Source organism: Glaciecola sp. SC05, assembly GCF_041380235.1.
Classification (GTDB): Bacteria; Pseudomonadota; Gammaproteobacteria; order Enterobacterales; family Alteromonadaceae; genus Glaciecola.
The window spans coordinates 35,773-61,438 of record NZ_JBGIYY010000021.1 but is presented as its reverse complement, the minus strand read 5'-3'; the positions used below and the strand labels follow the sequence as shown (position 1 = coordinate 61,438).

General features: G+C 44.1%; 20 protein-coding genes. 8 read left to right on the top strand and 12 right to left on the bottom strand.

The annotated features are described in order from the left end of the window. Positions 1 to 9 precede the first annotated feature (9 nt). Both carA and dapB read right to left on the bottom strand, forming a co-directional pair. Positions 10 to 1,158 (bottom strand): glutamine-hydrolyzing carbamoyl-phosphate synthase small subunit, encoded by a 1,149-nt coding sequence (gene carA, locus AB9H30_RS16790; RefSeq protein WP_371195881.1) that lies wholly within the window; start codon positions 1,156 to 1,158, stop codon positions 10 to 12. A gap of 329 nt (positions 1,159 to 1,487) precedes the next feature. Continuing rightward, entirely contained in the window at positions 1,488 to 2,291 is an 804-nt protein-coding gene (dapB, locus tag AB9H30_RS16785; protein WP_371195880.1) for a 4-hydroxy-tetrahydrodipicolinate reductase, read from the bottom strand. Between the two features lie 132 nt (positions 2,292 to 2,423). Here dapB and AB9H30_RS16780 point away from each other — a divergent pair, with 132 nt between their 5' ends. Next, positions 2,424 to 3,098: a cytochrome b/b6 domain-containing protein gene (locus AB9H30_RS16780; protein ID WP_371195879.1), complete on the top strand. Its 675-nt coding sequence runs from the start codon at positions 2,424 to 2,426 to the stop codon at positions 3,096 to 3,098. 102 nt (positions 3,099 to 3,200) lie between these two features. On the opposite strand, the gene AB9H30_RS16775 is transcribed toward AB9H30_RS16780, so the two are convergent. From AB9H30_RS16775 to grpE, 8 genes are all read right to left on the bottom strand, one after another. Next, positions 3,201 to 4,208: an NAD(P)-dependent alcohol dehydrogenase gene (locus AB9H30_RS16775; RefSeq protein WP_371195878.1), complete on the bottom strand. Its 1,008-nt coding sequence runs from the start codon at positions 4,206 to 4,208 to the stop codon at positions 3,201 to 3,203. A 23-nt stretch (positions 4,209 to 4,231) separates the two neighbouring features. Continuing rightward, complete coding sequence (locus tag AB9H30_RS16770; RefSeq protein WP_371195877.1) at positions 4,232 to 4,699, bottom strand: cytochrome c; 468 nt, start codon at positions 4,697 to 4,699, stop codon at positions 4,232 to 4,234. Between the two features lie 182 nt (positions 4,700 to 4,881). After that, entirely contained in the window at positions 4,882 to 5,142 is a 261-nt protein-coding gene (locus AB9H30_RS16765) for an EAL domain-containing protein (protein ID WP_371195876.1), read from the bottom strand. A gap of 246 nt (positions 5,143 to 5,388) precedes the next feature. After that, on the bottom strand, positions 5,389 to 6,129 hold the full coding sequence (locus AB9H30_RS16760; RefSeq protein ID WP_371195875.1) for a MipA/OmpV family protein: 741 nt from the start codon (positions 6,127 to 6,129) through the stop codon (positions 5,389 to 5,391). Between the two features lie 199 nt (positions 6,130 to 6,328). Continuing rightward, complete coding sequence (locus tag AB9H30_RS16755) at positions 6,329 to 7,714, bottom strand: DUF4397 domain-containing protein (RefSeq protein ID WP_371195874.1); 1,386 nt, start codon at positions 7,712 to 7,714, stop codon at positions 6,329 to 6,331. Between the two features lie 308 nt (positions 7,715 to 8,022). Beyond that, positions 8,023 to 9,159 (bottom strand): molecular chaperone DnaJ, encoded by a 1,137-nt coding sequence (gene dnaJ / locus AB9H30_RS16750; RefSeq protein ID WP_371195873.1) that lies wholly within the window; start codon positions 9,157 to 9,159, stop codon positions 8,023 to 8,025. 151 nt (positions 9,160 to 9,310) lie between these two features. Beyond that, positions 9,311 to 11,239: a molecular chaperone DnaK gene (gene dnaK, locus AB9H30_RS16745; protein WP_371195872.1), complete on the bottom strand. Its 1,929-nt coding sequence runs from the start codon at positions 11,237 to 11,239 to the stop codon at positions 9,311 to 9,313. A gap of 121 nt (positions 11,240 to 11,360) precedes the next feature. After that, positions 11,361 to 11,987 (bottom strand): nucleotide exchange factor GrpE, encoded by a 627-nt coding sequence (gene grpE / locus AB9H30_RS16740; protein ID WP_371195871.1) that lies wholly within the window; start codon positions 11,985 to 11,987, stop codon positions 11,361 to 11,363. A gap of 169 nt (positions 11,988 to 12,156) precedes the next feature. Here grpE and AB9H30_RS16735 point away from each other — a divergent pair, with 169 nt between their 5' ends. Continuing rightward, positions 12,157 to 15,519 carry a PAS-domain containing protein gene (locus AB9H30_RS16735; protein WP_371195870.1) on the top strand — a complete coding sequence of 1,121 codons (3,363 nt, stop codon included), beginning with the start codon at positions 12,157 to 12,159 and terminating at the stop codon, positions 15,517 to 15,519. 65 nt (positions 15,520 to 15,584) lie between these two features. Further along, positions 15,585 to 16,661 (top strand): GGDEF domain-containing protein, encoded by a 1,077-nt coding sequence (locus AB9H30_RS16730; RefSeq protein ID WP_371195869.1) that lies wholly within the window; start codon positions 15,585 to 15,587, stop codon positions 16,659 to 16,661. A 9-nt stretch (positions 16,662 to 16,670) separates the two neighbouring features. Here AB9H30_RS16730 and AB9H30_RS16725 read toward each other — a convergent pair whose 3' ends face one another. Together AB9H30_RS16725 and AB9H30_RS16720 are read right to left on the bottom strand one after the other, a co-directional pair. Further along, positions 16,671 to 17,309, bottom strand: a complete 639-nt coding sequence (locus AB9H30_RS16725; RefSeq protein WP_371195868.1) for a response regulator — start codon at positions 17,307 to 17,309, stop codon at positions 16,671 to 16,673. A 138-nt stretch (positions 17,310 to 17,447) separates the two neighbouring features. Further along, positions 17,448 to 19,823, bottom strand: a complete 2,376-nt coding sequence (locus AB9H30_RS16720) for a TonB-dependent receptor (protein ID WP_371195867.1) — start codon at positions 19,821 to 19,823, stop codon at positions 17,448 to 17,450. Positions 19,824 to 20,084: 261 nt separating this feature from the next. Between AB9H30_RS16720 and AB9H30_RS16715 the strand changes: the two genes are divergently transcribed. From AB9H30_RS16715 to nadK, 5 genes are all read left to right on the top strand, one after another. Then, positions 20,085 to 21,380, top strand: a complete 1,296-nt coding sequence (locus AB9H30_RS16715; RefSeq protein WP_371195866.1) for a GntP family permease — start codon at positions 20,085 to 20,087, stop codon at positions 21,378 to 21,380. A gap of 60 nt (positions 21,381 to 21,440) precedes the next feature. Next, positions 21,441 to 22,721, top strand: a complete 1,281-nt coding sequence (locus tag AB9H30_RS16710; protein WP_371195865.1) for a homoserine O-acetyltransferase — start codon at positions 21,441 to 21,443, stop codon at positions 22,719 to 22,721. 8 nt (positions 22,722 to 22,729) lie between these two features. Next, a complete protein-coding gene (locus AB9H30_RS16705) occupies positions 22,730 to 23,755 on the top strand; it encodes a polyhydroxybutyrate depolymerase (RefSeq protein WP_371195864.1) in 1,026 nt (341 codons plus the stop codon). Beyond that, a complete protein-coding gene (locus tag AB9H30_RS16700) occupies positions 23,752 to 24,525 on the top strand; it encodes a 3-hydroxybutyrate dehydrogenase (protein ID WP_371195863.1) in 774 nt (257 codons plus the stop codon). The genes AB9H30_RS16705 and AB9H30_RS16700 overlap by 4 nt, the downstream gene beginning before the upstream one ends. Positions 24,526 to 24,679: 154 nt before the next feature. Then, positions 24,680 to 25,552 carry an NAD(+) kinase gene (nadK, locus tag AB9H30_RS16695; RefSeq protein WP_371195862.1) on the top strand — a complete coding sequence of 291 codons (873 nt, stop codon included), beginning with the start codon at positions 24,680 to 24,682 and terminating at the stop codon, positions 25,550 to 25,552. Positions 25,553 to 25,666 lie beyond the last annotated feature (114 nt).

Below are 25,666 nucleotides of genomic sequence, written 5' to 3'. Positions count from 1 at the left end.
TTACGTTCCCTATTGCTTGGCTTGTTTAATTAAATCGATAAAGTGATCGAATAAGGCTGCAGCGTCTTGTGGACCTGGACTCGCTTCTGGATGGCCTTGAAAACTAAAAGCCGGCCGGTCATTAAGCTCAATGCCCTGCAGCGACTTATCAAATAAAGACACGTGAGTTACCTCTACGTTTGCGGGCAAGCTATCACTGTTTACTGCAAAGCCGTGGTTTTGTGAGGTTATCATCACGCGTTTTGAACGCATATCTTGCACCGGGTGATTGGCACCATGATGACCAAACTTCATTTTTTCGGTTGTTGCGCCACAAGCGATTGCCAAGAGTTGATGACCTAAGCAAATTCCAAATACTGGCAGTTTGGCGTTTAAAAATACCTTAATTGCCTCTACTGCGTAGTCGCAAGGTTCGGGGTCACCAGGACCGTTTGATAAAAACACCCCATCTGGATGTAATTTCATTACATCTTCTGCACTGGTTTGAGCAGGCACGATGGTCAGGCGGCATCCGCGCTCAACTAGCATTCGTAAAATATTACTTTTTGCGCCAAAGTCATAGGCAACCACATGAAATGGCAAATCTTGAAGATTTGTAGCATAGCCGCTGCCCAATGCCCAGACGCTGTCGTTCCATGCATGTTGACTCGTACAACTCACAACTTTCGCTAAATCCATGCCTTTTATGCCGGGAAAAGCTATAGCCTTTTGCAATGCCTGCTGAGCCGCTTCATCAATATCTGGCTCAGAATCGATGCTAAGTACACAGCCGTTTTGCGCGCCTTTTTCTCTTAACACGCGTGTCAACCGTCGGGTGTCGATATCAGCAATGCCAACAATATTGTTTTGCTTTAGGTAGGCGTCTAATCCAAGGGTGTTGCGGAAGTTGCTGGCAATCAGAGGAAGATCACGAATTACTAATCCTTTTGCCCAAATTTGGTTTGATTCAACATCTTCAGGATTAGTGCCGGTATTGCCGATATGGGGATAGGTTAGAGTAACAATTTGTTCAGCGTAAGATGGGTCGGTGAGAATTTCTTGATAGCCGGTCATTGAAGTATTAAAAACCACTTCACCAACACTGCTACCTTGTGCACCAATTGCAGTTCCTTTAAAAATTGAACCGTCGGCTAATACAAGCAGGGCAGAAACAGCCAAGTCAACCTCCTATTTTATAGAGATAACTAAGGAAAATACCGTAAATTACAGCATTTCCTGCATTTATACGCTAATTTCACAAAATACAGCGCATTATGTCTCTGCCAAAAATCCTCGATAAGGATTACCCAACTACACTGCAGGTCATAAAAAACCTGACTTTTGGGCACTACCAAAAACGACAAAACCCATCTGGATTACTAATTTTTGGCAAATTCCGCGCATTATATACAAGAATAATAAATGCGTCTATTGCTTATTTAAATTAATCACAAAAGTACAATAAACATAGATTTATCGGTAAAAATGAGCTGGACACTCTATTTTTATCAGTTTAGTGCCAGCACATCTTGCATAGAATAAAGTCCAGGTGGCTTATTTTTAATCCACTCTGCGGCAGCCAATGCGCCATTGGCAAAGGTCAAACGACTAGATGCTTTATGCGTAATTTCTAGTCTTTCCCCTAATGTTGCAAACAAAACGGTATGTTCACCAACGATGTCTCCCGCACGAACCGTGGCGAACCCTATGGTGTCTTTGTTGCGTTCAGATGTTGTTCCCTCTCTGCCATATACGGCGCAGGTGCTTAAATTGCGACCGAGCGTTTGTGCAATTGCTGTTCCGATAGCCATTGCGGTGCCTGATGGGGCGTCTTTCTTGAAGCGATGATGTGCCTCTAAAATCTCAATATCTGCTTGCTCACCCATTACCTTTGCCGCCTGTTTGACAAGATTAAGCATTAGATTCACACCCACGCTGTAGTTCGCGGCAAATACAATCGGCACCTGCTTAGCGGCGAGATCAATCAGCGCCAGCTGTTCTTGATTTAATCCAGTAGTACCAATAACGATAGGTTTTGCACTTTTTATCGCGATATTTAAATTATCAGCGAGTGCTTCTGCCAATGTAAAGTCGATAAGTACATCAGCATTGTCAATTAAACGGGGCGTGATCTCAGACAGCGTCACATACTGCTTATTAATACCGGCAATCTCCCCCGCATCCATACCGATGAACGAAGACCCCTTGCGCACGCTTGCAAAACCCAATGCGAGGTTAGCATGCTGATAGCACGCGTCTATCAATACACGACCCATACGGCCATTTGCGCCTAAAACTCCAACCCTAGTCATAAATCTGCTCAAAGTATGTTTAATGGCACTACTTTAGCAAATAAATACACAATTATTTATAGTAAATTTTGACCTAGCCGAAAAAATTGATAAGACTATGACTATAAATTCTATTTTAGGAAAGTAAATGACATGGCAAGTGTAAAGGTTTGGGACGTCCCTACCCGTTTATTTCACTGGGGCTTAGTCACTGTATTTATTTTTCAGTTTGTGACTGGCGATATCTTAGATGATGCCATGCAGTTGCACTTTTATGGCGGGTATGTCGCGCTGGGCCTTCTTCTATTTCGGATAATATGGGGGGTCGTTGGAAGCTATCATGCTCGTTTTACCAATTTCATATATTCTCCAGTCACTGCTATTAAATATCTACAAGGCAAAACCGACACTCAGACCTATCTTGGGCACAACCCCTTAGGCGGATATTCGGTCTTGGCAATTTTGGCCGTGATGTTAAGTCAAGCCATCAGCGGATTATTTATGACCGACGATATCTTCCTTGATGGTCCATATCATGGTGCGCTTGGCGCAGCTATAGATGATCTTATGAACTTCATACACCACAATGCATTTTTAATGATGTGGGGTCTAATTGCATTGCACCTTTGTGCGATTGTCTTTTACACTTTTAAAAAGCAGCAGCGATTGGTACCGGCAATGATCCACGGCAACAAACCCGCCGGCTCTGAAAGTCCACCTGACGTTCAAACCCCTTGGATTCGGTTTTTGGTATGTGCGCTTATAACTGCGGTAACGATATATTTGCTCGTAAATGTGTTGGCTCCTGAGCCAGAAATGCTGTGGTAAGCAAAGTAAGCGATGAGCAGAATTGAAAGGAGTGATTAGAAGCGCTTTGGTGAGTCATAAAAAATTACCTTGCTGGCTCACACCAACAAGGCAGGTTCGTTACTAAAAGTCAGCTTGCAATACGATCCTATACCTTGCATCGCCTTTTTTAAGGTGCGCCATAGCATCGTTAATCTGGCTCATATCGTACATTTCGACCATCGGCTTTATGCCGTGCTGAGCACAAAAATCTAACATCGTCGCGATTGTGGCTGGACTACCTACCGGCGAGCCCGATACCGATTTTTGACCCGATAAAATATTGAATACACCAATATTAAGCGGCTCAAGGGTCGCACCGACAAAATGCAGTCTGCCTTTAGGCTTCAGGGTGCCTAAGTATAGGTTCCAATCAAGCGACACGTTCACTGTGGTTATCACAAAGTCAAATGAGGCAGCCGCCGCTTCAATTTCCTTCTCATCCCGTGAATTAATAATATGATGAGCGCCCATTTTTTTAGCTTCATCTGCTTTGCTTTCACTCGATGTAAATGCAGTTACTTCGCATCCCCAAGCATTTAAAAACTGCAATCCCAAATGACCAAGACCACCGATCCCAATAACCGCGACCTTATCAGTTGGCTTGATATCAAATTGCACTAGTGGATTGAATACGGTAATTCCTCCACAAAATAAAGGGCCTGCAGACTTCATGTCAACGCCTTGCGGAATGGCAACCACAGACTTTTCATCGGCTTGAACGTATTCAGCAAAACCGCCATGCCTGCCAGCAATGGTAGGTTGGGCGCTGCTACACAAATTATGGTCGCCGCTGTCACAACTGTAGCAATTTTGACAGTAACCAGCATGCCAGCCTAAACCAACAATTTGCCCAACTTTGCTGGAACTCACCGCACCACCGACCTCAACAACTTCGCCGACTATTTCATGGCCGCCCACTAAGGGATATTGAGAAAAGCCCCATTCATTGTTAATCATTGATAAGTCAGAGTGACATATTCCACAAAATGCAACTTTAATCTTGACGTCATTGGCACCTAAAGGAGGCAGCTCAACATCAATCAGTTCTAATTTAGCGCCCGGTTTTGCCGCAGCATAAGCCTTAGTCATATATTCATTCTCCTAGTGTTATCTTAGTCTTTTTTATAGTCATCATGACAAGCTTTGCATGTAGCGCCTAAAGCGCCAATAGACTTTCGATAGTCATCAGTCATACCGGCACTTGCAACTTCTTGCACCTGTATAGCTGCCATTACCATATTTTCAGCTTTTTTATTAAAGTCTTCTTGATTGGTCCAGATGTTATCTTTTGCGCCGGTTTCTAGGTCGAAAGCTCGGGTATCCGCTGCGAAATAGTCTTCCATCATTAAGCCAAGCTGTTCAATGCGTTGACTGTTCACCATCATGACTTCGCTGTCGTAGGGAATATCCCCTTTTGCCATAGCGCCCATCGGACCCATATTACTGCGCACGAGTTGTAAAATCGCTTGGCGAAACTGAATCGCTGCTTTTGCTTGCTTTTCGGATTCAACCGGATTGGCGATAGCGCTAGCGCTTGCCACAATTGATAATAATGCAATAAATGAAATGATCTTTTTCATGAAGCTTCCTTTTAGTATTAACGAGCGGAGGATGAGAGCCTTCCTCTTTAGTTTAAAAATTGCGGGAGTTTATATAGCTGATACATCAGGTTTAAAAATAATGTATCTTTTGCAAACTCATCGTCAACGCTAAGCATAGTCAACATTTACCCTGCTCACCAATAAAGAATCGTATTTATCTATCATTTTTGCAAATAGTGACTCAAAGCCTTCGGCTTACCATGCAGGTAACCTTGCTGTAGATCATAACCTAATTGTTGCAAGAGGTGTTTCTGGCTAGTGCTTTCAATACCTTCGATTAAACATTCCATATTCAGCGAAGTGACTAGCTCTTTTATGAATTTTAAGGTGTTAGTGTTGGTGTTAGTGCTGCATAAATCACGGCGACTGTTTAAGCGCTGCGCAATTTCTACAAGCACCTTGTCGCTAATTTTATGGCCCAAGAATCATTCACAATTTTAAAACAATCAAGTTCGTTGTAGAAAAGTGTAAATGGCACGCATGACTCGATTCAATTCAGAAGCGATAAATACAGATATGCAGACACCCATATTTATTTATCAAAACCAGACTTCCTCTCGCTCCCACGGGCAACACTTCTGCATAACGTTACTCTAGTGAAGCTTTAAAAGAAATGTTTGCTTGAAAATAATAGCGCAAAGAGCGCCTAGACTTGTGCTCTTTTGATGTTAAAACTGATAGGTAAGACCTACAAAGCCGTCGATGCTGCTGCTGTCATCAACAATAGGACTGTCTTTAATATCTGTTGCAAGACTCAACCATCGCGTTTGCGCCGTAAACTGCCAATTACCAGCAAAACGATAGTATCCGCCTAAGGTTAGACCGCCTTGCCAAAGCGCATCAACCTCATACTCTGCAAAGTTCGACGCAATCGATTCGGCTTCGGAAACACCAAAATAATAGTTTGCGTAGCGGTCGTTCAAATATTCAACTTGCACACCACCAATAAGTGCCCAACTTCGATCAGCAGCACTGAAAAGGACGCGGTCAAAATTAACGGCGCCACGAATGCCATCGTGTTTATTTGTAATATCAGTTTGCAACACGGCTGAAAACTCGCCAATTTCGGTAGGATGAATATATCTGATACCGGCTAAAAAAGATAAATCACGTGTTTCAATGCCTGATAACTCAATACTTTCTTCGGCCTCTAATTCGTTAGGTGCTAAATCGATACTGAGGCGTAAGCTTGGCTGGTTACGTTTCAGGCCGCTTAGCTTGTACTGTAATGATGGACCACGCCATATAACGCGCTCCCCTTCGTATGACACGATTGGGATCACAATCGACTCAGAGCTTAAACCTTTGTAAGGCGTTGCGCTTCCGATTCCGGCAACGCCAGCAGACCACTGAGCATGCACGCCTGTGCTGAACAATAGCGCAGTCAATAATAAGGTGTTTGGTTTCATGTAAATTCGCTTTCATGGCGCAGAGTTAGTAAATATGTTTACGCCTATCTGCCTTTAGCGGATGATTTATTAAAAAGGTTTAACGCTACCCTCAATCGTTTGTAATTGCTTATAAACGTAGAGCTATCAGCAAGTAAAAAGCCCAAAGCAATTTTATTGTCTTTGGGCTTTCTTTCGTTATTATGCTAATAGTGATTGTTTAAAAATCATCAGCAACGATTAGTTGAGGTCCATCACCTTCCATATCGCCATCAACTGCAATAGCGGTGTATATTTTGCCTACTTCAAGACTCAATACACCTGTTTCAATCGCTGCGGTTTTGGTCCCAGTAGGAGTAACGGTTACCACATAATCTCCCGCGGCTAACTGCACGTAGCCAGTCTCTGCAAGCATATCGGTGCTGTAAGCAACGCCTGAAAATGCAGGTTCAATGTTCGCTATTTCACCATCTGAACTTACATATATATCAACCGCACCAGTTGCTTGAGACGCGTGGAATATACGCACTTGAGCCGCCGTTGCTAAACGTCGACCATCATCGACTATTAAGTCAAGATCTGCCATCGCTAGGGTATTGTTTGCAAGCGCGGTATAGCGCACGCCGGCTACTAGACTTACCGCTGCATCGTCAATCGCCACTATGCTGTTGTCTGCATCTGCTTTGACGTCAAGCAAATAATCACCCGCAGCCACATTAATATAAGGAGTTACACCTTTAAATGGTGCGCCGTCGAACAACAAAATGTCGTTATCGCCTTCTACGTCCGCAAATACATCTACAGCTGGTGCATCAGCAATCCCGTGAATAGCACGGACTTTCGCCGTCGTATTGACATCAGCAATGACAAAAGAGCTCGTGCGATCTGCGACCAGTAGATTTATTGGCGCATCACCGGCGCCCACGTTTTGGGTCGCGGCAATGAACAAGTCTGACCCACCAGCTAAGTCCAAAGATCCAGAATCAAATACTACTGTGGTCGTGCCGGCAGCGGTAACTCTGATACGATAAGTACCGGCAGGCACTTCAACCTGTCCGGTAAACTCGTTAAACGAAAGTGTTGCTAATGGTTGCTCGTCTGCAATATTTGCATCGGCTGCGGTAACGTACACGTCAACAGTAGGAGCCGCTGGAGCAGCATGTACTACTTGCGCTCTAACAGTGTCCATGGCAACTGCAGCTTCATCGTTAACGACTAATAAAGCAGCAATGTTTGCCGTATCACCCACTGCTAACACATTATATTCTTTACCATCTTCCAAAGTCGCAGGGATCTCAAGAACCACCGCGGACGCGCCTGCAGGGAGAAGTGCTTCAACTTCAAAATCAAATTGACCAGTGCGTATGGACGCCAAACCAGTAGCGGTTTCATAAGCTAGGTCGCTAAGTCCTGATATGCTGTTACCACTAGACAGTACGTTCACATTTGGGGCATCGGGCGATGCGTGAACAATTCTCACTGACGCGCTTAAACTGGGCGGCTCAGGATCAACGAAGTCAATTGGCTCATCGCTATCGCTTCCTAAGCATGCGCTTAATGCAAACACACTGCCTAGGGTAATTAGGGCTGTTTTGATATTTTTCATTTTATACTCTCAGTTGGTAGTAGTAGAAAAGGTTTCAGGTTTAGTTACCTTCATCATCAACGATAGGTTTACTGAGAATGTTAAAAACTTGATTAAATTTTGTTAACCTTTAAGGTCTCTATGTATATGACGCCATTCACTATTCTGAATTTTATACACATGTTTATCGCACACAGGACAGCCTACTCGCCCTGAAAATTTGCGCAATAGCAATATCCCGATACTCATTTTTAAAACAAAAAAAGAGTGGCTTTCACCACTCTTTTTTCAATTTTGAAATATATTACTTTATATTTATGAGCCTAAGATTACTTATCTAGATTCCTTGTCAAGTCATCAAAAAATTGCTTCACTCCATCAAAAAAACCTTTCTCTTTTGGCCGATGCTTGGCACTTTGAGCATTAATAGATGTTTCAAATTCTTTGAGTAAATCTTTTTGCTTAGTAGACAGATTTACCGGTGTTTCAATCACAACTTTGCACATCAAGTCACCTATGGCACCGCTGCGCACTGACTTAACGCCCTTCCCTCTGAGGCGGAACATTTTACCCGTCTGAGTTTCAGGTGTAATTTTCAGCTTCACTTTTCCATCCAAGGTAGGTACTTCAATATCACCGCCTAAAGCAGCTGTCGTAAAACTCAACGGGACTTCACAATACAGGTTGTTGCCGTCACGAGTAAATATACTGTGGTCGCGCACATGAACCTGAACATACAAATCGCCGGCTGGTGCACCATGCTCACCGGCTTCACCTTCTGCACTCAATCTAATTCTATCGCCAGTATCTACGCCAGGTGGCACTTTCACAGAAAGCGTCTTGGTTTTTTCAACACGGCCTTGCCCACGACATGGATTGCATGGATCAGATATGATCTTTCCTTTACCAGAGCAGGTTGGGCATGTTTGCTGGACCGCAAAGAAGCCTTGGCGCATTTGCACCTGACCGTTTCCTTTACAGGTAGGGCAAGTGCTAGGCGAGGTACCTTTTTTAGCCCCCGAGCCATCACAGGTATCACACTCAACGAGTGTTGGGACACGAATTTCGACTTCTTTGCCGCGCACCGCTTCTTCTAAGCTCATTTCTAAGTTGTAGCGAAGATCAGAGCCCTGACGCGCTCGCGATTGACGGCCTCTTGCACCACCAAAGATATCACCAAACACATCACCAAAAATGTCACCAAAATCTGCGCCGCCGGCGCCACCGCCACCGCGGTTAGGGTCCACACCAGCATGCCCGTATTGGTCATAGGCAGCGCGTTTACGTGCATCGGACAATATTTCGTAAGCTTCTTGGACTTCTCTGAATTTTTCTTCCAAAGATTTATCCCCTTGCGCGCGGTCAGGGTGATATTTCATCGCAAGCTTTTTATAGGCTTTTTTAATTTCGCGCTCTTCGGCACCTTTCGCCACGCCTAATACTTCGTAATAGTCTCTTTTAGACATAAACCACTGTTCCTGCTAATTCATTCAATTTTACAACAATTGCTATGGACTATATAACTGTTCATTACACAACTATCCATCACACAACAGGCGCAGACCCCTATGAGAGAATGCGCCTGATACTTGTAATGTCGCTAAAAAAGCGAATTACTTATTTTTTATCATCGTCTTTGACTTCTTCAAATTCCGCATCAACAACATCATCAGCCGCTGCTTTTTGGCCTTCTTGACCATCAGCCTTAGCTTCAGCCCCTTGTGTTGCGGCCTTAGCTTGTGCAATTTCCATTAGCTTGGCGGAAGCTTCCATCAATGCCTGACTCTTCTGCTCAATGACTTCAATATCGTCGGCCTTACGAGCGATTTCTAATTCATCAATAGCCGCTTCAATTTTAGCCTTCTCGTCTGCTTCTAGGGCATCACCAGCTTCTTCTATTTGCTTGCGAGTACCGTGGATCATGCCGTCTGCTTGATTGCGTGCAGTTACAAGCTTTTCAAATTTTGCGTCGGCGTCTTTGTTCGCTTCAGCATCTTGGACCATTTGATTGATTTCGTCTTCACTTAAACCAGAAGATGCTTTGATGGTAATTTTTTGCTCTTTACCGGTGTCTTTATCTTTTGCCGACACATGCAATATACCGTCCGCATCTATGTCAAAGGTTACTTCAATCTGAGGGTTTCCGCGTGGTGCAGGGCGAATGCCTTCAAGGTTAAACTGACCTAAAGATTTATTACCCGATGCTTGCTTACGCTCACCTTGTAACACATGCACAGTTACAGCCGATTGATTGTCGTCAGCCGTAGAGAAGGTCTGTGACTTTTTAGTGGGCACCGTTGTATTCTTCTCAATCAGTGGCGTCATTACGCCGCCCATTGTTTCGATACCTAATGACAGCGGACATACATCAAGCAACAACACGTCTTTCACTTCACCTGACAACACACCGCCTTGAATTGCAGCGCCTACTGCTACTGCTTCATCAGGGTTGACGTCTTTACGCGGTGCTTTACCAAAGAAGTCAGTCACGTACTTTTGTACCAATGGCATGCGGGTTTGACCACCTACCAAAATGATGTCGTCAATGTCACCTACTGATAAATCCGCATCGGCTAGAGCCTGTTTAAGCGGCTCAAGTGATTTTTTCACTAGCTCTTCCACTAATGACTCAAGCTTGGCGCGCGTAACTTTAATCGCTAAATGCTTAGGACCTGATGCGTCAGCGGTAATATATGGCAGGTTCACTTCCGTTTGCTGAGCAGATGAAAGTTCTATTTTTGCTTTTTCGCCAGCTTCTTTTAGACGCTGCATAGCAAGTGGGTCTTTGCGTAAATCAAAGCCTTGATCTTTCTTAAACTCTTCCACAAGATAGTTAATCATGCGGTTATCAAAATCTTCCCCACCTAAGTGAGTGTCACCGTTAGTCGCAAGTACCTCGAAGGTATGCTCGCCGTCAACGTTATCAATTTCGATAATAGAGATATCAAACGTACCACCACCAAGGTCATACACAGCAACGACGTTGTCGCCTTTTTGCTTGTCCATACCGTAGGCAAGGGCTGCTGCTGTTGGTTCATTGATAATACGCTTAACTTCAAGGCCTGCTATACGCCCGGCGTCTTTCGTCGCTTGGCGCTGGGCATCGTTAAAGTAGGCAGGAACAGTGATGACCGCTGCGGTAACTTCTTCACCCAAATAATCTTCTGCAGTTTTTTTCATCTTTTTCAAGACTTCTGCAGATATTTGAGGAGGCGCCATCTTCTCGCCATTTGATTCTACCCATGCATCGCCATTATCAGCTTTAACGATGCTAAAAGGCATGATACTTATATCGCGCTGCACTTCCTCGTCTTCAAAACGACGACCAATTAAGCGCTTGATTGCGAATAAAGTGTTTTTGGGGTTGGTCACTGCTTGACGCTTAGCAGGTTGACCAACTAAGGTCTCACCGTCTTGCGTATACGCAATGATTGAGGGCGTTGTGCGATCACCCTCTGCATTTTCAATTACTTTCGCTTTGCCGCCGTCAAGAACGGCAACACATGAATTCGTTGTACCTAAGTCGATACCGATGATTCTACCCATGTATATCTCTCCAAAAAATCTTGTTTTACTAAACTGTTTCGATGCTAAATAAGTGGGGTTAATACCCTTAATTTCAATAGGCTTATTTCAGAATAATTAAAATTCTTCAAACACCTATGCCTTACGCCTGTGTATCTACACCTTCAGAAGGTGCTCTTGAGACCATTACCATGGCCGGACGCAGAAGCCGTCCGTTTAATAAATATCCCTTTTGCATAACTGCCATTACGGTATTGGCCGGCAGCTCTGTTGATTCCTGTAAAGACATTGCTTGATGATGATCAGGATTAAACTGCTCACCTTCTGGATTGACTATCTCTAGGCCAAATTTTTCTATGGTAGATAAAAATGACTTCAGGGTAAGGTCAACACCATCTAACAATGGTTTTATTGCTTCATCTTCTGAATTTGCTGACTGCATTGCTCTTTCAAGGTTGTCAATTACTGGCAGTAATTCGCCTGCAAACTTCTCAAGCGCAAATTTACGCGCTTTGTCGATTTCCAGCTCCGCACGACGACGGGCATTTTCAATATCTGCACGCGCACGTAATACGCCGTCTTTTTGTTCGCTTATCGTCGCATTGGCCACAGCAAGCTCTTCTTCTAGCGCTTGGATCTGGGCTTGCTCTAAGGATTGCACTTGTGGCTGTTCGCCTGCTTCAACTTCTGCGTCGCTCGCCTGATCTAAGGTTTCGTTTATCTCAAGGTCTTCTGGCTTTGGCTGATTAGCATCTTGTTCTTGACTCATTCTCTTCTCCGCGCTTACTTTGGCTAGTCAATTCTTTGCAATGCTGGCTATAATGGGGATTGATTGAGGTGCTTCAAGGCACTTTTTTTATTTTTTTTAATCGTCTTATTATTGATAGTTACGTTTATTCTTAATTTCTCGCCCCCTTAAACTCGGAACAAGGACTGCGATGTTTTCAATTTGGACCCTTGCCCTAATTACCGGTGCGTATGTACTGATGCTATTTGGGGTAGCGATTTGGGGAAATAAACTAGGACGCCCTCCGCGCTCAGTTTATGCTTTAGCCTTAGGTGTGCACTGTACTTCATGGGCATTTTTTGGCACTACAACCCAGTCTTTGCAATTTGGTTGGGCATTTATTCCGACCTATTTGGGCGTTATCTTAGTCATGCTATTTGGACTTTCGGTGCTTCGAAAAATTGCCCATTTGTGCCGACAATATAAAATAAGTTCATTGGCCGAATTCATCGGCATTCGCTACCACCACTCAAATTTATTGGCAGGCTTAGTTGTCATACTTTGCTTTGTAGGTGTCATTCCCTACATCGCTTTGCAGCTAGACGCGATTAGCTCAGCCATTACTATTATGACGGCAGACAGCCGCGATTGGTCTGGTTCAATTAGTCTTTACGTTACGGTGTTTATGGCTGGCTTTTCAATTTGGTTTGGCACTCGCACCCTTGATTTAACCACAAAGCGAAACGGGCTTATGCTGACCATAGCCTTTGAATCAATTCTCAAACTACTCGGGTTATTGGTGGTCGGCATTTACTGCGTATATGTGCTTTCCGATGGCTGGCTAGATCTGATCGATAAATCGCTCAATAACGAAATCACCAAAGCGACCTTAGAGCAGCCCTTTGCGATATGGATATACCTGAGCCATATCTTATTAGGTATATGTTCTATGTTTTGCCTGCCGCGTCAGTTTCATATTAATTTCATTGAAAACAATAATGATAGTGAACTTAGCCATGCGCGCTGGGTGTTTCCGGGCTACTTGGTGCTCATGACGCTCTTTATAATGCCAATTGCTCTAACCGGTCAGCTATTATTTAATGACGGCGCGGCAAACTCTGACAGCTTTGTGCTGTCTATTCCTATTTCTCAAAATAACCATGGCGTGACCATAATGGGGTATTTAGGAGGACTAGCCGCATCTACCAGTATGATCATTGTCGCTACGCTTGCACTTGGCAATATGGTCGCCAATAACCTACTGACTCCCATATGGCTATACTCTCGACATTTGCACACCGGGCAACCTAGACTATCCGCTCTGCAGTTACTTAGGATCAGGCAAAGTACCATAATAGTATTGTTGTTTATTGCGTATTGGTATCACCAAAACATCAGCCAAGCATCACCTTTAGTTAAATCAGGGACGATCGCTATCGCGCTCATGGCACAAACCTTACCTGCTATTTTACTTGGCTTATATTGGCAAAAAGCCCATAAAGCTGCAGCCATCGTAGGCCTTATCAGCGGTGCAACTATCGTCGTTTCGCAAATGCTCTACCCTGCAGTGCTCTCAAGTTACTATTTTGCCCCTGCACCGTCTGATGAAAAGTTTGCATTAGCTATATTTATGTCGCTAAGCGTGAACTTTGCGCTGTTGGTGCTGTGCTCACTACTCTTTAAGGAGAAACTGGCTAATCCCTTTGCAAACACAGGATTAACGCGCCCAAGCCTTTCTATTCCGGCTGAAAAACTCAGCGCCATGCTGCAACGCATTTTACCTGTAGCAACCGCGTCAACATTTACCTTAAAGTTAGCTAAACGTAAGGAATTTGCCAGCCAAACCACCCCGCCTGATTTACTGCTCGAAGCTGAGCAAACCCTAGCATCACATGTTGGCAATGCCAGCGCGCGTATTTTGCTAAATGCAATATCAGAAAACGATTATGACAATACCCAAGAACTCACCGAATTGGTCGAGTTAGCCACACAGTCTTTCCAGTTTAATCATGAAGTATTGCAATCATCTATTGCACATTTGCCGCAGGGTATCAGCGTTGTGGATTCAGATTTAAAGCTGGTTGCTTGGAATCGTCAATACGAGGCACTGTTTGATTACCCAAAAGGGTTTTTAGTAAACGGCCTGAGCGTTTCGCAAATTCTCGAATTCAATGCCAACAGGGGGATCATTTCGAACTCGCCAAATAATGTCGCTATCAAACAAGAGAAAACTCAAGAGGCGGTTGAAAAACGCTTACGTTTGATGCAGCAAAGTAAAGCCTATAAATACATTCGTCAGCACAGTCAGGACAAGATTATTGAAATTTCTGGCAACCCTTTGCCCGGTGGTGGCTATATAACTTCGTTTACTGATATCACCGAATACATCAAAATCCAGCAACAATTAGAGCTGGCCAAAGAAGACTTAGAGCAACGTGTTTTACTTCGCACTAAAGAGCTAGAGCTAGCAAAAATGGAAGCCGAAAATGCCAATTTGTCGAAAACTAAATTCTTGGCCGCTACCGGTCATGACCTTATGCAGCCATTTAACGCTGCGACACTATTTGCTTCAATGCTGCATGAAAAGCTGGCTAAATCTGAACTCTCTGAAATTTCTCAACACTTGGTTCAATCTTTAGATAATGCTGACGAATTACTCGGCATGTTAATTGAAATTACTAAACTAGAGACCGGCAAAATCATTCCTGCTCCCACGCTCTTTGCTCTTGACGAATTATTGCAAAATCTCGCGAATGACTTCGCAATAATTGGCAACCAAAAAAATATTTGTGTGAACTACATTCCTTCCAGCATTTGGGTAAAGACCGATAAACGCTTACTCAGCCGGGTCATTCAGAACCTGCTGGCAAACGCCATACGCTATACTGATAAAGGCCAAGTGCTGTTAGGCGTGCGTAGAAGAAAGAATAATTACTGTGAAATTGTAGTGCTAGATACGGGACGAGGCATAGCAAAAGACAACCAAAGCAAAGTGTTCAACGAATTTCAAAGACTTGAGCATCAAGACAATCAAGGATTAGGTTTAGGTTTAACTATCGTTGAGCGGACATCTGAGCTGCTCAATATTGACATATCCTTAGCGTCTGAAATTGGCAAAGGAACCTGCTTTGGTTTGCTTATCAAGCGTCAGCCGCCTGGACAGAAAAAGCCCGTTGCCAGCCTCACACCAAGTGCTATTAAGCAGTTTTTCCTCGCTCAAAAAAGCGTATTAGTTCTCGAAAATGATCCGCAAATTGCGACAGCACTTGGGGCGGTGCTTGGCGACTGGGGCGCAGATGTGCAATATGCACATCATTTAGCGTCTGCACTTGAAATAAATGAACTACCTGATCTTATCATTGCCGACTACCACCTGGACGATGCAGATACTGGCATTGCCGTTTGTCAGGCGCTTCTAAAGAAATTTGACACATTAATACCGATGATCCTGAGTAGCGCCGACCGGTCTGAGCATATTCAAGAGCAAGCAATTGCAAATAATATGCGCTACCTGCCAAAACCCATCAAAGGTGCAGCTTTAAAAAGATTAATACAAACACGATTAAGTGTGTAAAATACCAGCAGCTATCATAGTTGTAGTTAGCCTGTAAGCTAGCATTTGATCGTAAAGGGAAGTTAATGAAAACGCCTACTAGTGGTCGAGACCATCTCGACGACAGTTATAAAGCACTTGAATCTAAACACAGTGACCGTCGATTAGAAAAATCAATGCGCAGTATATGCTTTACTGGCGCCATCGGACACATTGTTTTGTTGTTTTTATTTGCACTGATGGACGCGGTGTTTCTGGTGATGCTAAATATCGGCAGCGTGGTGCTATGGATTTATGCGTTTTTTCTTTCTCAAAAAATGCAGTACGAAAAAAGTGTTTATCTGATTTCAGCAGAAATGTACATGCATGCTATTTTAGCGACGTACTTTGTTGGTCCTGATCTTGGCTTTCAATACTATTTATGGCCAGTAATGGGGCTATTACTGACCCTACCGTCGAATAAACTCAAACAATCTACGTTCTTCTGCTTTATTGTGGTAATTAGCTTTGTGGTGCTAACCCTAACATCACGAGAGATTGCATTTACCTATCAGCTTGCAAGTATGATCGACTACATCTACGCGATGAATGTTATTTTTTCGGCGATGCCATTTGTTTTTACCGTCTTGTATCTGCGATCCAATAACCAAAGTAATGAAAAGGAACTCTTTTCGCAAGCCAACATGGATCTTTTGACCGGCACCTATAATCGCCGATTCGTGAATGATTTAATGGAGTATTCGGGCTCTGAGCAACGCCGTAGAAGTTTTGACAGCTATTCATTAGTGCTATGCGACGTTGATCATTTCAAACATATTAACGATAGCTTCGGGCATCAAGTAGGCGATATGCTCATCAAGGAAGTAGCCGGCATTTTAAAAGCCAAAGTACGTGACTCCGATATTGTGAGTAGGTGGGGAGGCGAGGAATTCTTAGTTATATTAGCCAACGCCGATACTGAGACCACCGAAAGGGTCGTGCAAAAAATTCGTCACGGAATTAAAAAGGACATTCTTATTCCTGAGCTAAAAGACACCGACTTAAGTTTAAGCTTTGGAATTGCCAGCGCTCACCGTCATATGTCATTTGAAGAAACGATTCGACAGGCTGATATAAAATTGTATCAAGCAAAAACAACCGGCTCAGACCGAGTGCTTAGTTAGCGATGTTTATCACTCTAAACTCATAATTTGTTTATACATTATGCCTGCCTGCGTACGGTTGTTCACGTTCAACTTACGTAAAACCGCTGAGGCATGTTGTTTTACTGTAGATTCAGATATGTCCAACTCATAGGCTATTTGCTTATTCAAGAGACCGTTTGCAATCATGTTCAAAACTTTCAATTGATGGGGCGTTAACGTCTCTATAAGCTGATACTGCTGCAGTTTCTCTGCATTTTGATCTGGCATATTAAAATCATTCGGTAACCACTGCCCGCCATCTAATACCGTTGTAACCGCTTCAGATATGCTGTCTAAACCGACGGATTTTGGAATAAAAGCACTGGCGCCTAGAGCTATGCACTTTTCAACAATCACGGGGTTTTCTTCTGCCGATACAATAATCACGAGGGTGTTAGGAAATTCCGCCCGAATGCGTGTCATACCGCTGAGACCTTCGGTATCAGGCATATTTAAATCGAGGCAAACCAAATCTAAATCTGGGTTATTGAGCAAACAATCATAAGTCTGCTGAAAATTATTAGCTTGCATGACACTCAATTTTAATTGCTGTGATAATACTTGATTGAGCGCGCTCCTAAACAGCGGATGGTCATCTGCAATTAAGGCGGTAAATTGACTGCTCATTTGATAGCGTTGCTCTTTTTAAACGTGTTCACATTGAATATGTGTTGTACGGCGTGTTATTAACATACTCGAAAACCGCTCTGTGGGCTCAGGATTACTGAAAAATAAAAAGGCGGCACAAAAGCCGCCTCATTAATGTTAGAACCGATAGCCTAGTGTTAGGTGCACGGTTCTGGGGTCGCCGTAATAACCGATCAAGGTATTATCGCCACCGGTGCCGGGTATGAAGCCACCGTTACCGTCTGGTGTGACAAACTGATAGCCACCTACCAAATACTCTTCGTCAGTTAGATTTTTCAAATGCAATCCAGCATAGTAGTTGCCAGAGTCACTTTCCCAAGTTGCGCTGACATTGAACAAGCCATAGCCTTCTTGACTTAACAAGCTGTCAGCGGTTTCATCAATATTGTAATCGTCGCGATAATAGTAAGTTGCCGACAACATCACAAATCCAATGCTGGTTTCTAAACCATAGTTTACCGATAGATTGGCGGTATACTCTGGTGTATTGGATATAGCGAATGCATCTGAAATATCAACTTCTTGACCATTTGCGTCGAGACTAATAACTTCCTCAAATTCAGCATCGATAAAGCCAAGTGCTAAATCAAAGCTCAAGGCTTCAGTAGCAACCCAAGTAACCTCAGCCTCGATACCAGACGCTCTAGACTGCCCCACATTTCCTAAAATTTGATTAAGGTCAGTGGGCGAAGATACGGGCAATACTGATATGTATTGACGGTCTTGATGGTCTAAATTGAAATACGTTATATTTGCTCTTAACGTGTCGCTTATATCTGACTTCACGCCAATTTCAAATGAATTTACAACCTCTGGGTCTACCGCTGGCTCGTTAATCGTCGCACGAGGATTGAAAGTGCCCGATTTAAAGCCCTGAGAGTAACTGGCAAACAGTAAGGTATCATTAGAGACTTTATAATCTACGCCAACACGCGGCGTAAAGCGCGACCAACTCTCTTCAGACGGTGCATCTAGTATTCCATCTGCATTAGTATCTTGACCTAACACTTGCGGCACTAAATTATTGCCAGGAAAGATTGCATCAGGACGCACATAGCCCGGTATCCAGTTTGATTCTGGGTAAACATTGGCGAATATTAAACCATTGTTTACAAACGCTTGCTTGGTTTCTTCTGTGTAGCGAGCACCTAAGGTGAACGATAAACGCTCAGAAAAATCAATATTCGCCTGCGTATAAGCAGCCCAGCTTTCGGAGTTGTTGCAGCCAGCGACCTCACGAGTTAAACCACTCGCCCCTAAGACTCTGCCCAGAGCACCTAAAATGGCATCAAAACTGCCGCATGATTCGCCGTCATAATAATATAGGCCACTGGTGAGGGTAAATGTATCGCCGATATAGTTAGCCTGAAGTTCATGAGTAGTATTTTCATCGCTATAAATAGCTGGCACATCAAACACGTCAACCGGCGTATTATCAAAATCGATGTTAGTCGGCGAGTAACTTTCGCGGCTAGACGCAATATACTTTACCTGCAAATCCTCTGTTACATCGTAACGTGCCAAGAAACTGAAGCCCTCAAGCTCTACTAAGTTTTCAGTAGGTAAGCTTGTGTATGAGTCGTAGACACTATCTGGAACTGGCGCGTCAGTCAGAATGCTGGGCAGCAGTCTGAAACCGCCTTTGGAATTTGAGGTATCTTCAGTTTTATCCCAATCAAGTCTGAAAAATAGCTTATCGGTAGGTCTGTATTCAACTGCAACACGAGCTGCCCACAACTCTTTATTGTAGTTCTCTAAATCTTGATTTGGTAATGCGGAAATAAGGTATTCACCAAAGCCATCGCGATTTAGGTTTGCATAGCCACCGCCAATGTAGAGCTTGTCCTCAATCAATGGCATTTGCCCTGTCACCATAAGGTCTGTTTGTGCATAGCTACCGAGGGTTGCTTGCGCGTTTAGCTCAGCATCACCCGACATTTCTTTGGTCACATATTTGATCGCACCACCAATTGTATTTTTTCCGTACAGTGTGCCTTGCGGACCACGCAAGACTTCAACGCGCTGTACATTTAATAAATCGAGTACCGCTCCTTGCGGTCTGGCCATATACACGTCATCAATATAAATTCCGACGCCCGGCTCATAACCCCAAAGTGGGTCTTGTTGACCTACGCCGCGAATAAATGCAGTAAGCGTAGAGTTGGTACCGCGGCTCATTTGCAAGGTGGTGTTAGGTGAAAACTGTTGCACCTCTGTAAGCACGGTAACGCCTCGGGCCTGCAGATCCGCAGCGCTTACAGATGTTACGGCTACCGGCACTTCTTGTAAGGACTCTACGGTTCTTCTTGCGGTAACCTCGATGCGCTCCAATGTACCTTTAGCTTGCACTTGCTCAGACTGTGCTTCTTGCGCGAAGGCTGTAGGAGCCACAAAACTTGCTGCGAATGTGCTGATCACCGCGATTGCGCAAGCGGTTTTTGTAAACTCAAAACCTTGCTTTGAGCTAGCTTGATTGTGTATGTTGTGCGTCATGATAATTCCCTAAGATTTTTATTGTTAATTTATAAAGTCAATTCAAACAAAATTGCTGGCACTACGGTCTGTCTACAAAGTTAATCTAAAAACGCACAAAAATAACTAGTACCATCGTACTATGGGCAAGGCAGGCAGTTTACATCACAATTGTGTCCATCCTGGCGTTCTGCGGTCACAGATTCTTTTGGGTTTAATTAGCATATTGTTAATATTGCTTTGCTATAAGCCATTTATAAAAACAAGAACAGGATATCTTTGATGTTAAGTTTAATTGGATTAGTCGGGGGTTTAACGCTCCTTATCGTCTTAACCATTCGCGGTATGAATCTTTTCATAGCAGCGCCAACTTGCGCGCTCATTGTTGCCCTAACAAGTGGAATGACCGTATTTGTAGGCGACGGTAACTTTGTGCAAACCTACATGAGTGGCTTTACATCGTTTATTGCCAGTTGGTTTTTTATGTTTTTACTGGGCGCACTGTTCGGAAAATTCATGGAAGATACTGGCGCTGCCGACGCATTAGCTCGTTGGATAATCGGCAAATTGGGCTACAAGAAAGCTATTTTTGCGGTAGTAGCGGCTTGTGCAATCTTAACTTACGGAGGTGTGAGCGTTTTTGTTGTAGCGTTTTCGGTGTATCCGATGGCGCTGAGCCTGTTCAAAGATGCCAATTTACCGCGCAGATTTATTCCCGCAACGCTTGCCTTTGGCTCGGTAACCTTCACCATGACCTCAGCTGGCTCCCCCGAAATTCAAAACTGGATACCGATTAAGTACTTGGGCACTTCGCCATTTGCGGCTTGGGAAGTCAGCGCGGTTGTCGCCGTTTTCATGGCTGTATTCGGCTATTGGTGGTTGAAGAAAATGGTCACCAATGCGGTATCAAAGGGTGAAACCTTCCATAATAAACCAGAGGACCCAGAAATAGTCGAGCGCGATTTACCCCATCCCTTTACGGGGCTAATCCCATTATTTGTGGTACTTATTATTTCATTTTTGTTTCATGAAACTTACAAAGAAATGGCCTTAATTGTGGCCTTGGGCAGCGGCGTTTTAACCTTAATGGTGATCAATTTTAAGTTTTTTCAAAACTTGGGAGCAGCTGTCAACATGGGCACAACTGGAGCGCTTATCGCAATTGGCAACACCGCAGCAGTTGTCGGATTTGGGGCGATTGCGAAAACTACAGACGCTTTCCAAAGCACGGTCGAAATTATGACTCAAATCCCAGGTAATGAGTTAATTGGCGCTGCAATCGCAGTAAGCGTCATCGCCGGTTTAACCGGAAGCGCCTCTGGCGGCCAAGCCATAGCGCTGCCTTTGGTTGGTCCATATTATATGGATCAAGGGGTCGATCCCGAAGAGCTGCATCGTATCGTATCCATCAGTTCGGGGGCATTAGATTCTTTGCCGCACAATGGCTATGTTGTAACTACTATTCGGGCCATTTGCCACGAAACCCATCAAGCGGCTTATGGCCCTATGGCCGCGCTGACCGTCATTGTTCCGCTAATTGGTTTGAGCATGGCGATTGCCCTGTTCATTATTTTTTAAGGTCTTAGACGTATGACAGATGTGAGCAAATATTTTTTTCAATCCTGCAAAGGGCTACATATGGCACTACTAAGATTCTCAACAAAAGTGACGCTAGCATGCATAGTAGTATTATTCTCGACGGCGTCTCAAAGTAACGCTGCAACAAGCCCAATGAATGGCCAACAAAAGGACTCAGCTATGCAACAAGTTTCCGCAGACGACCTTGCGCAAGCGACACAGATGCTGGTCACCAAACAGCTTCATCAAATTGATGAATTTAAAACCTTTGGTGGTAAAACCATTAAAAATGTCAAAGTGGGTTGGGAAAGCTATGGCACCTTAAACCACGATAAAAGTAATGTCATACTAATCACCCACTATTTTACGGGCACTTCCCATGCCGCGGGAAAATATAAAAGGGATGATCCAGAGCCGGGGTATTGGGATAGCATCATTGGGCCCGGCAAAGCCATCGACACCGATCGCTTTTTTGTGATCAGCGTGGATAGTTTAGTGAACATTAATGCCTTCGACGATAATGTTATCACTACAGGTCCCGCAAGCATCAACCCCGATACCGGCAAACCTTATGGCCTGTCTTTCCCAGTGGTGACTATGCGGGATTTTGTGAATGTGCAGAAATCTGTTTTGGTCTCTTTAGGGATAGAAAAACTATATGCGGTAGCGGGCCCTTCGATGGGCTCAATGCAGGCAATTGAATGGGCATCAGCTTATCCAAATTGGGTACCCCGATTGATTTCAGTGATCGGCTCAGCCCAAGCTGATGGGTGGACTACCGCTCTTTTGGAGCAATGGGTAATGCCGATTAAACTAGATCCCCTTTGGCGTGGCGGTGACTATTACGCTCAGTCGCCAGAACAATTTCCAAATGCAGGCTTGAGCGCAGCTTTAGCCTTAATTACTCAAAGCGCCCTCGCCCCCGAATTTTTCAACCAAATTAATCAACAGCTACTGCTGGCAGATAAACAGCCAGATATGTATGACATTTCGGCGTCGCCACCCATCGTCAACTGGCTAATGGCACGCGCGGCTGAACGCAGCAGCAAAATGGATGCAAATCATTTACTGTATTTAGTTAGAGCCAATCAGTTATTTATGACCGGTATGAAAGGAACGCTTGAGGAAGGTCTTGCTCAGATTGAGGCTAAAACCTTGTTTATTACCGCAAGCCAAGACTTGTTGCTGATGCCTTATCATGCAGAACTTGCAGCCAAAACTATGCAGGCACAAGGTAAAGACGTCGATTTGCAGTATTTAGAGGGTGATTTGGGGCATCTAGAAGGTCTTAATAATATTGCACAATACAGCGACATCATCCGTCAATTTTTAGCGCACTAGGATTCACTATGAGTTTATTACAAAAACAAAGCTTATGTATGTATGTTTTCACTGCGCTTATTTCACTTAGTAGCGCCCCGAGCAATGCGCAAGTCAATGTCGACAAGCTAAATCTGGATCTCAGTAAAACCTCCGTAAGTGGTTTATCTTCTGGTGGGTATATGGCAACACAGTTTCAACTGTCTCATTCCGAAACGATAGTCGGCGCTGGCATTGTTGGGGCAGGTCCTTACTACTGTGCATTGGGTGATATCGGCATGGCCCTTGGTCAATGCGTTGGCAAAGCCTCAAGTGCAATTAGTAATACGCCATTTATTCGACAATACGAACAATACCTGAGCGACGGACGAGTAGCGGCTATATCCGCTTTACAAGACGACCGCGTTAAACTCATACATGGCACAAAAGATACAACGGTAAATCGCACTGCCGCTGATTTATTGGCGGCGCAATACAAACTTTGGTTACCCGAAGCCCAAATAGATTATGTTGACAGCCAAGCGTTTGCTCATCATATGCCGACCTTGGACGCCGGAAACCCGTGTGACATTTCTGAACCACCGTTTATCGGCAACTGCGGGTATGATGGCGCAGGCGAAATTCTGTCTTTTATTTATAAGGATTTAAATCTGCCAGAAACCAAAGAAGCGTTGCCTGTGCAAACAATTGACATTGGAGATATGGTAAATTTACGAGGCACATCCATTAATGAAAACGCGCTCATTTACGTGCCACAATCGTGCGAGAGCGGCGATACTTGTTCACTTCATATTAGTTTTCATGGCTGTAATCAAAATATTGACGATGTTGGCAAAGCCTACGCAGAGCAAGCGGGCTACAATCGCTGGGCAGACGTAAACAACATAGTGGTGCTCTATCCGCAGGTAAAAAAATCCATGTTTATGCCTTTAAACCCGCAGGGTTGCTGGGACTGGTGGGGGTATACAGATGAAAATTATGCCAACAAACAAGGCCCGCAAATCAAGGCGATTTATCAGGTCATGCAAGCGTTAGGAAAAGGAAACAAACAATGAGCACAGCAAAAAACGTACTGATCACCGGCGGCGCCAGCGGCATCGGCTTTGGCATAGCAGAGCACCTAGCCGCTGCAGGCAATCACATTATTATTGCAGATATCAATATTGACGCGGCGCAAAAGGCAGCTGCCAAGCTAAATGTTAAGCGCAGCAGCGCAGCGCAAGCAATTAAACTGGATGTCTCTGACGCAAACGACATCGCTAGCATACCAGAGAGACTGAAAGATACCCCAGTAGATGTACTGGTAAATAATGCTGGTATACAGCATGTAGCTAAGCTTGAAGACTTTCCAGCGGATAAGTGGCAACTGTTAATCAATGTTATGTTAGTCGGGCCTGCCATGCTTACGCGTGCTCTGCTCCCGCACATGCGAGCTCAAAATTTTGGACGCATTATTAACGTTGGCAGCATACATTCGGTAATTGCATCGCCATATAAATCCGCCTATGTTGCTGCAAAACATGGTCTATTAGGCTTTGCTAAAACCTTAGCGCTAGAGACCGGTGACGTAAACGTGACCATTAATACCCTTTGTCCTGCCTATGTAAAAACTCCTTTGGTAGAACAACAAATTGCTGCTCAGGCAATTGAAAACAACATGAGCGAAGAAGATGTGGTAAATAAAATTATGCTCGAGCCTATGCCTAAAAAAGCCTTTATTGGCATTGATGAACTGGCAGAAACAGCCGCATTTTTGATGGGTAGTGCAGCTAAAAACATTACCGGGCAAACCATTATTTTAGATGGCGGTTGGACGGCGCGATAAGCCTCCAGCGGATATTTGCTCTCATCAGACATAGCAAAGCATTCTAAAACAGCTGACTTATGCGAGTATTTAAGCGCAAAAGTCAGTTTTTTTCTTGCAACCTGCGCGTCCTCGTATAATCTGTTGATAAGCCGAAGTTTTACGGAAAATATCTATGCGCTACGCTACGGTAGGGTTAATTGGCAAACCGAGCCATGAAGCCACTCATACCAGCCTCAACATTCTGATTGCTGAATTAACAAAGCGTGATTGCAAAGTATTGCTTGAGACCCGTATTGCAGGCAGTATTACTGAGCACACACATGCTGCCAGCTTAACGGAAATAGGCGAGCAAGCAGACTTGGCCATCGTAGTTGGTGGCGACGGCAACATGCTGGGCGCCGCTAGGGTACTCGCTGAATACGATGTCGACGTCGTTGGCGTAAACCGGGGTAACTTAGGCTTTCTAACCGACATTAACCCAGAAGATATTGTCGCGCAGCTTGAAAATATTTTTGCCAATAAGGTCTATCGTGAAAAACGTTTTATTTTAGAAGCACAAGTTTTTAGAGGCGACAAACTTTACGAAGCTCACAGCGCTATAAATGAAGTCGTCCTTCATCACAGTAAAGTCGCACACATGATGGAGTTTGAACTGTATGTTGGCAGTGACTTTGTATTTAGCCAACGCTCAGATGGTTTAATAATTGCTACACCTACAGGCTCTACCGCATATTCACTGTCGGGCGGCGGGCCAATTTTAGTGCCGCATTTAGATGCTTTAACACTTGTGCCGATGTTTCCACATACGCTTAGCAGTAGGCCCATCGTGGTTGATGCAAACAGCGAAATTACGCTAAAAATATCCAGTAATAATGTCGACAGCGTACAAATTAGCTGCGACAGTCATGTGGTCATTGCGGTTGAGCCTGGTGACTATGTAAAAATACGCAAGAACAAAAAACACCTCACGTTAGTCCATCCACCAGACTACAATTATTTTAATGTGTTAAGAACCAAGCTCAACTGGGGCAGCAAGCTATATTAAGCCTTTAGGTTTACGCGCCAAACGATACTCGCTTATTATTTAAAACTAGTCCAAAAGACAGTCTTTACACTGTATAAAATACTGTATATATTATCAGTATTACACATTGGAGTA

What these genes read in the sequence shown, in the direction of transcription:
- dapB (WP_371195880.1), bottom strand. Translation starts at nt 2,291, where the DNA reads ATGACTAGGGTTGGAGTTTTAGGCGCAAATGGCCGTATGGGTCGTGTA.
- AB9H30_RS16780 (WP_371195879.1), top strand. Translation starts at nt 2,424, where the DNA reads ATGGCAAGTGTAAAGGTTTGGGACGTCCCTACCCGTTTATTTCACTGG.
- AB9H30_RS16775 (WP_371195878.1), bottom strand. Translation starts at nt 4,208, where the DNA reads ATGACTAAGGCTTATGCTGCGGCAAAACCGGGCGCTAAATTAGAACTG.
- AB9H30_RS16770 (WP_371195877.1), bottom strand. Translation starts at nt 4,699, where the DNA reads ATGAAAAAGATCATTTCATTTATTGCATTATTATCAATTGTGGCAAGC.
- AB9H30_RS16760 (WP_371195875.1), bottom strand. Translation starts at nt 6,129, where the DNA reads ATGAAACCAAACACCTTATTATTGACTGCGCTATTGTTCAGCACAGGC.
- AB9H30_RS16755 (WP_371195874.1), bottom strand. Translation starts at nt 7,714, where the DNA reads ATGAAAAATATCAAAACAGCCCTAATTACCCTAGGCAGTGTGTTTGCA.
- dnaJ (WP_371195873.1), bottom strand. Translation starts at nt 9,159, where the DNA reads ATGTCTAAAAGAGACTATTACGAAGTATTAGGCGTGGCGAAAGGTGCC.
- dnaK (WP_371195872.1), bottom strand. Translation starts at nt 11,239, where the DNA reads ATGGGTAGAATCATCGGTATCGACTTAGGTACAACGAATTCATGTGTT.
- grpE (WP_371195871.1), bottom strand. Translation starts at nt 11,987, where the DNA reads ATGAGTCAAGAACAAGATGCTAATCAGCCAAAGCCAGAAGACCTTGAG.
- AB9H30_RS16735 (WP_371195870.1), top strand. Translation starts at nt 12,157, where the DNA reads ATGTTTTCAATTTGGACCCTTGCCCTAATTACCGGTGCGTATGTACTG.
- AB9H30_RS16730 (WP_371195869.1), top strand. Translation starts at nt 15,585, where the DNA reads ATGAAAACGCCTACTAGTGGTCGAGACCATCTCGACGACAGTTATAAA.
- AB9H30_RS16725 (WP_371195868.1), bottom strand. Translation starts at nt 17,309, where the DNA reads ATGAGCAGTCAATTTACCGCCTTAATTGCAGATGACCATCCGCTGTTT.
- AB9H30_RS16720 (WP_371195867.1), bottom strand. Translation starts at nt 19,823, where the DNA reads ATGACGCACAACATACACAATCAAGCTAGCTCAAAGCAAGGTTTTGAG.
- AB9H30_RS16715 (WP_371195866.1), top strand. Translation starts at nt 20,085, where the DNA reads ATGTTAAGTTTAATTGGATTAGTCGGGGGTTTAACGCTCCTTATCGTC.
- AB9H30_RS16710 (WP_371195865.1), top strand. Translation starts at nt 21,441, where the DNA reads ATGGCACTACTAAGATTCTCAACAAAAGTGACGCTAGCATGCATAGTA.
- AB9H30_RS16705 (WP_371195864.1), top strand. Translation starts at nt 22,730, where the DNA reads ATGAGTTTATTACAAAAACAAAGCTTATGTATGTATGTTTTCACTGCG.
- AB9H30_RS16700 (WP_371195863.1), top strand. Translation starts at nt 23,752, where the DNA reads ATGAGCACAGCAAAAAACGTACTGATCACCGGCGGCGCCAGCGGCATC.
- nadK (WP_371195862.1), top strand. Translation starts at nt 24,680, where the DNA reads ATGCGCTACGCTACGGTAGGGTTAATTGGCAAACCGAGCCATGAAGCC.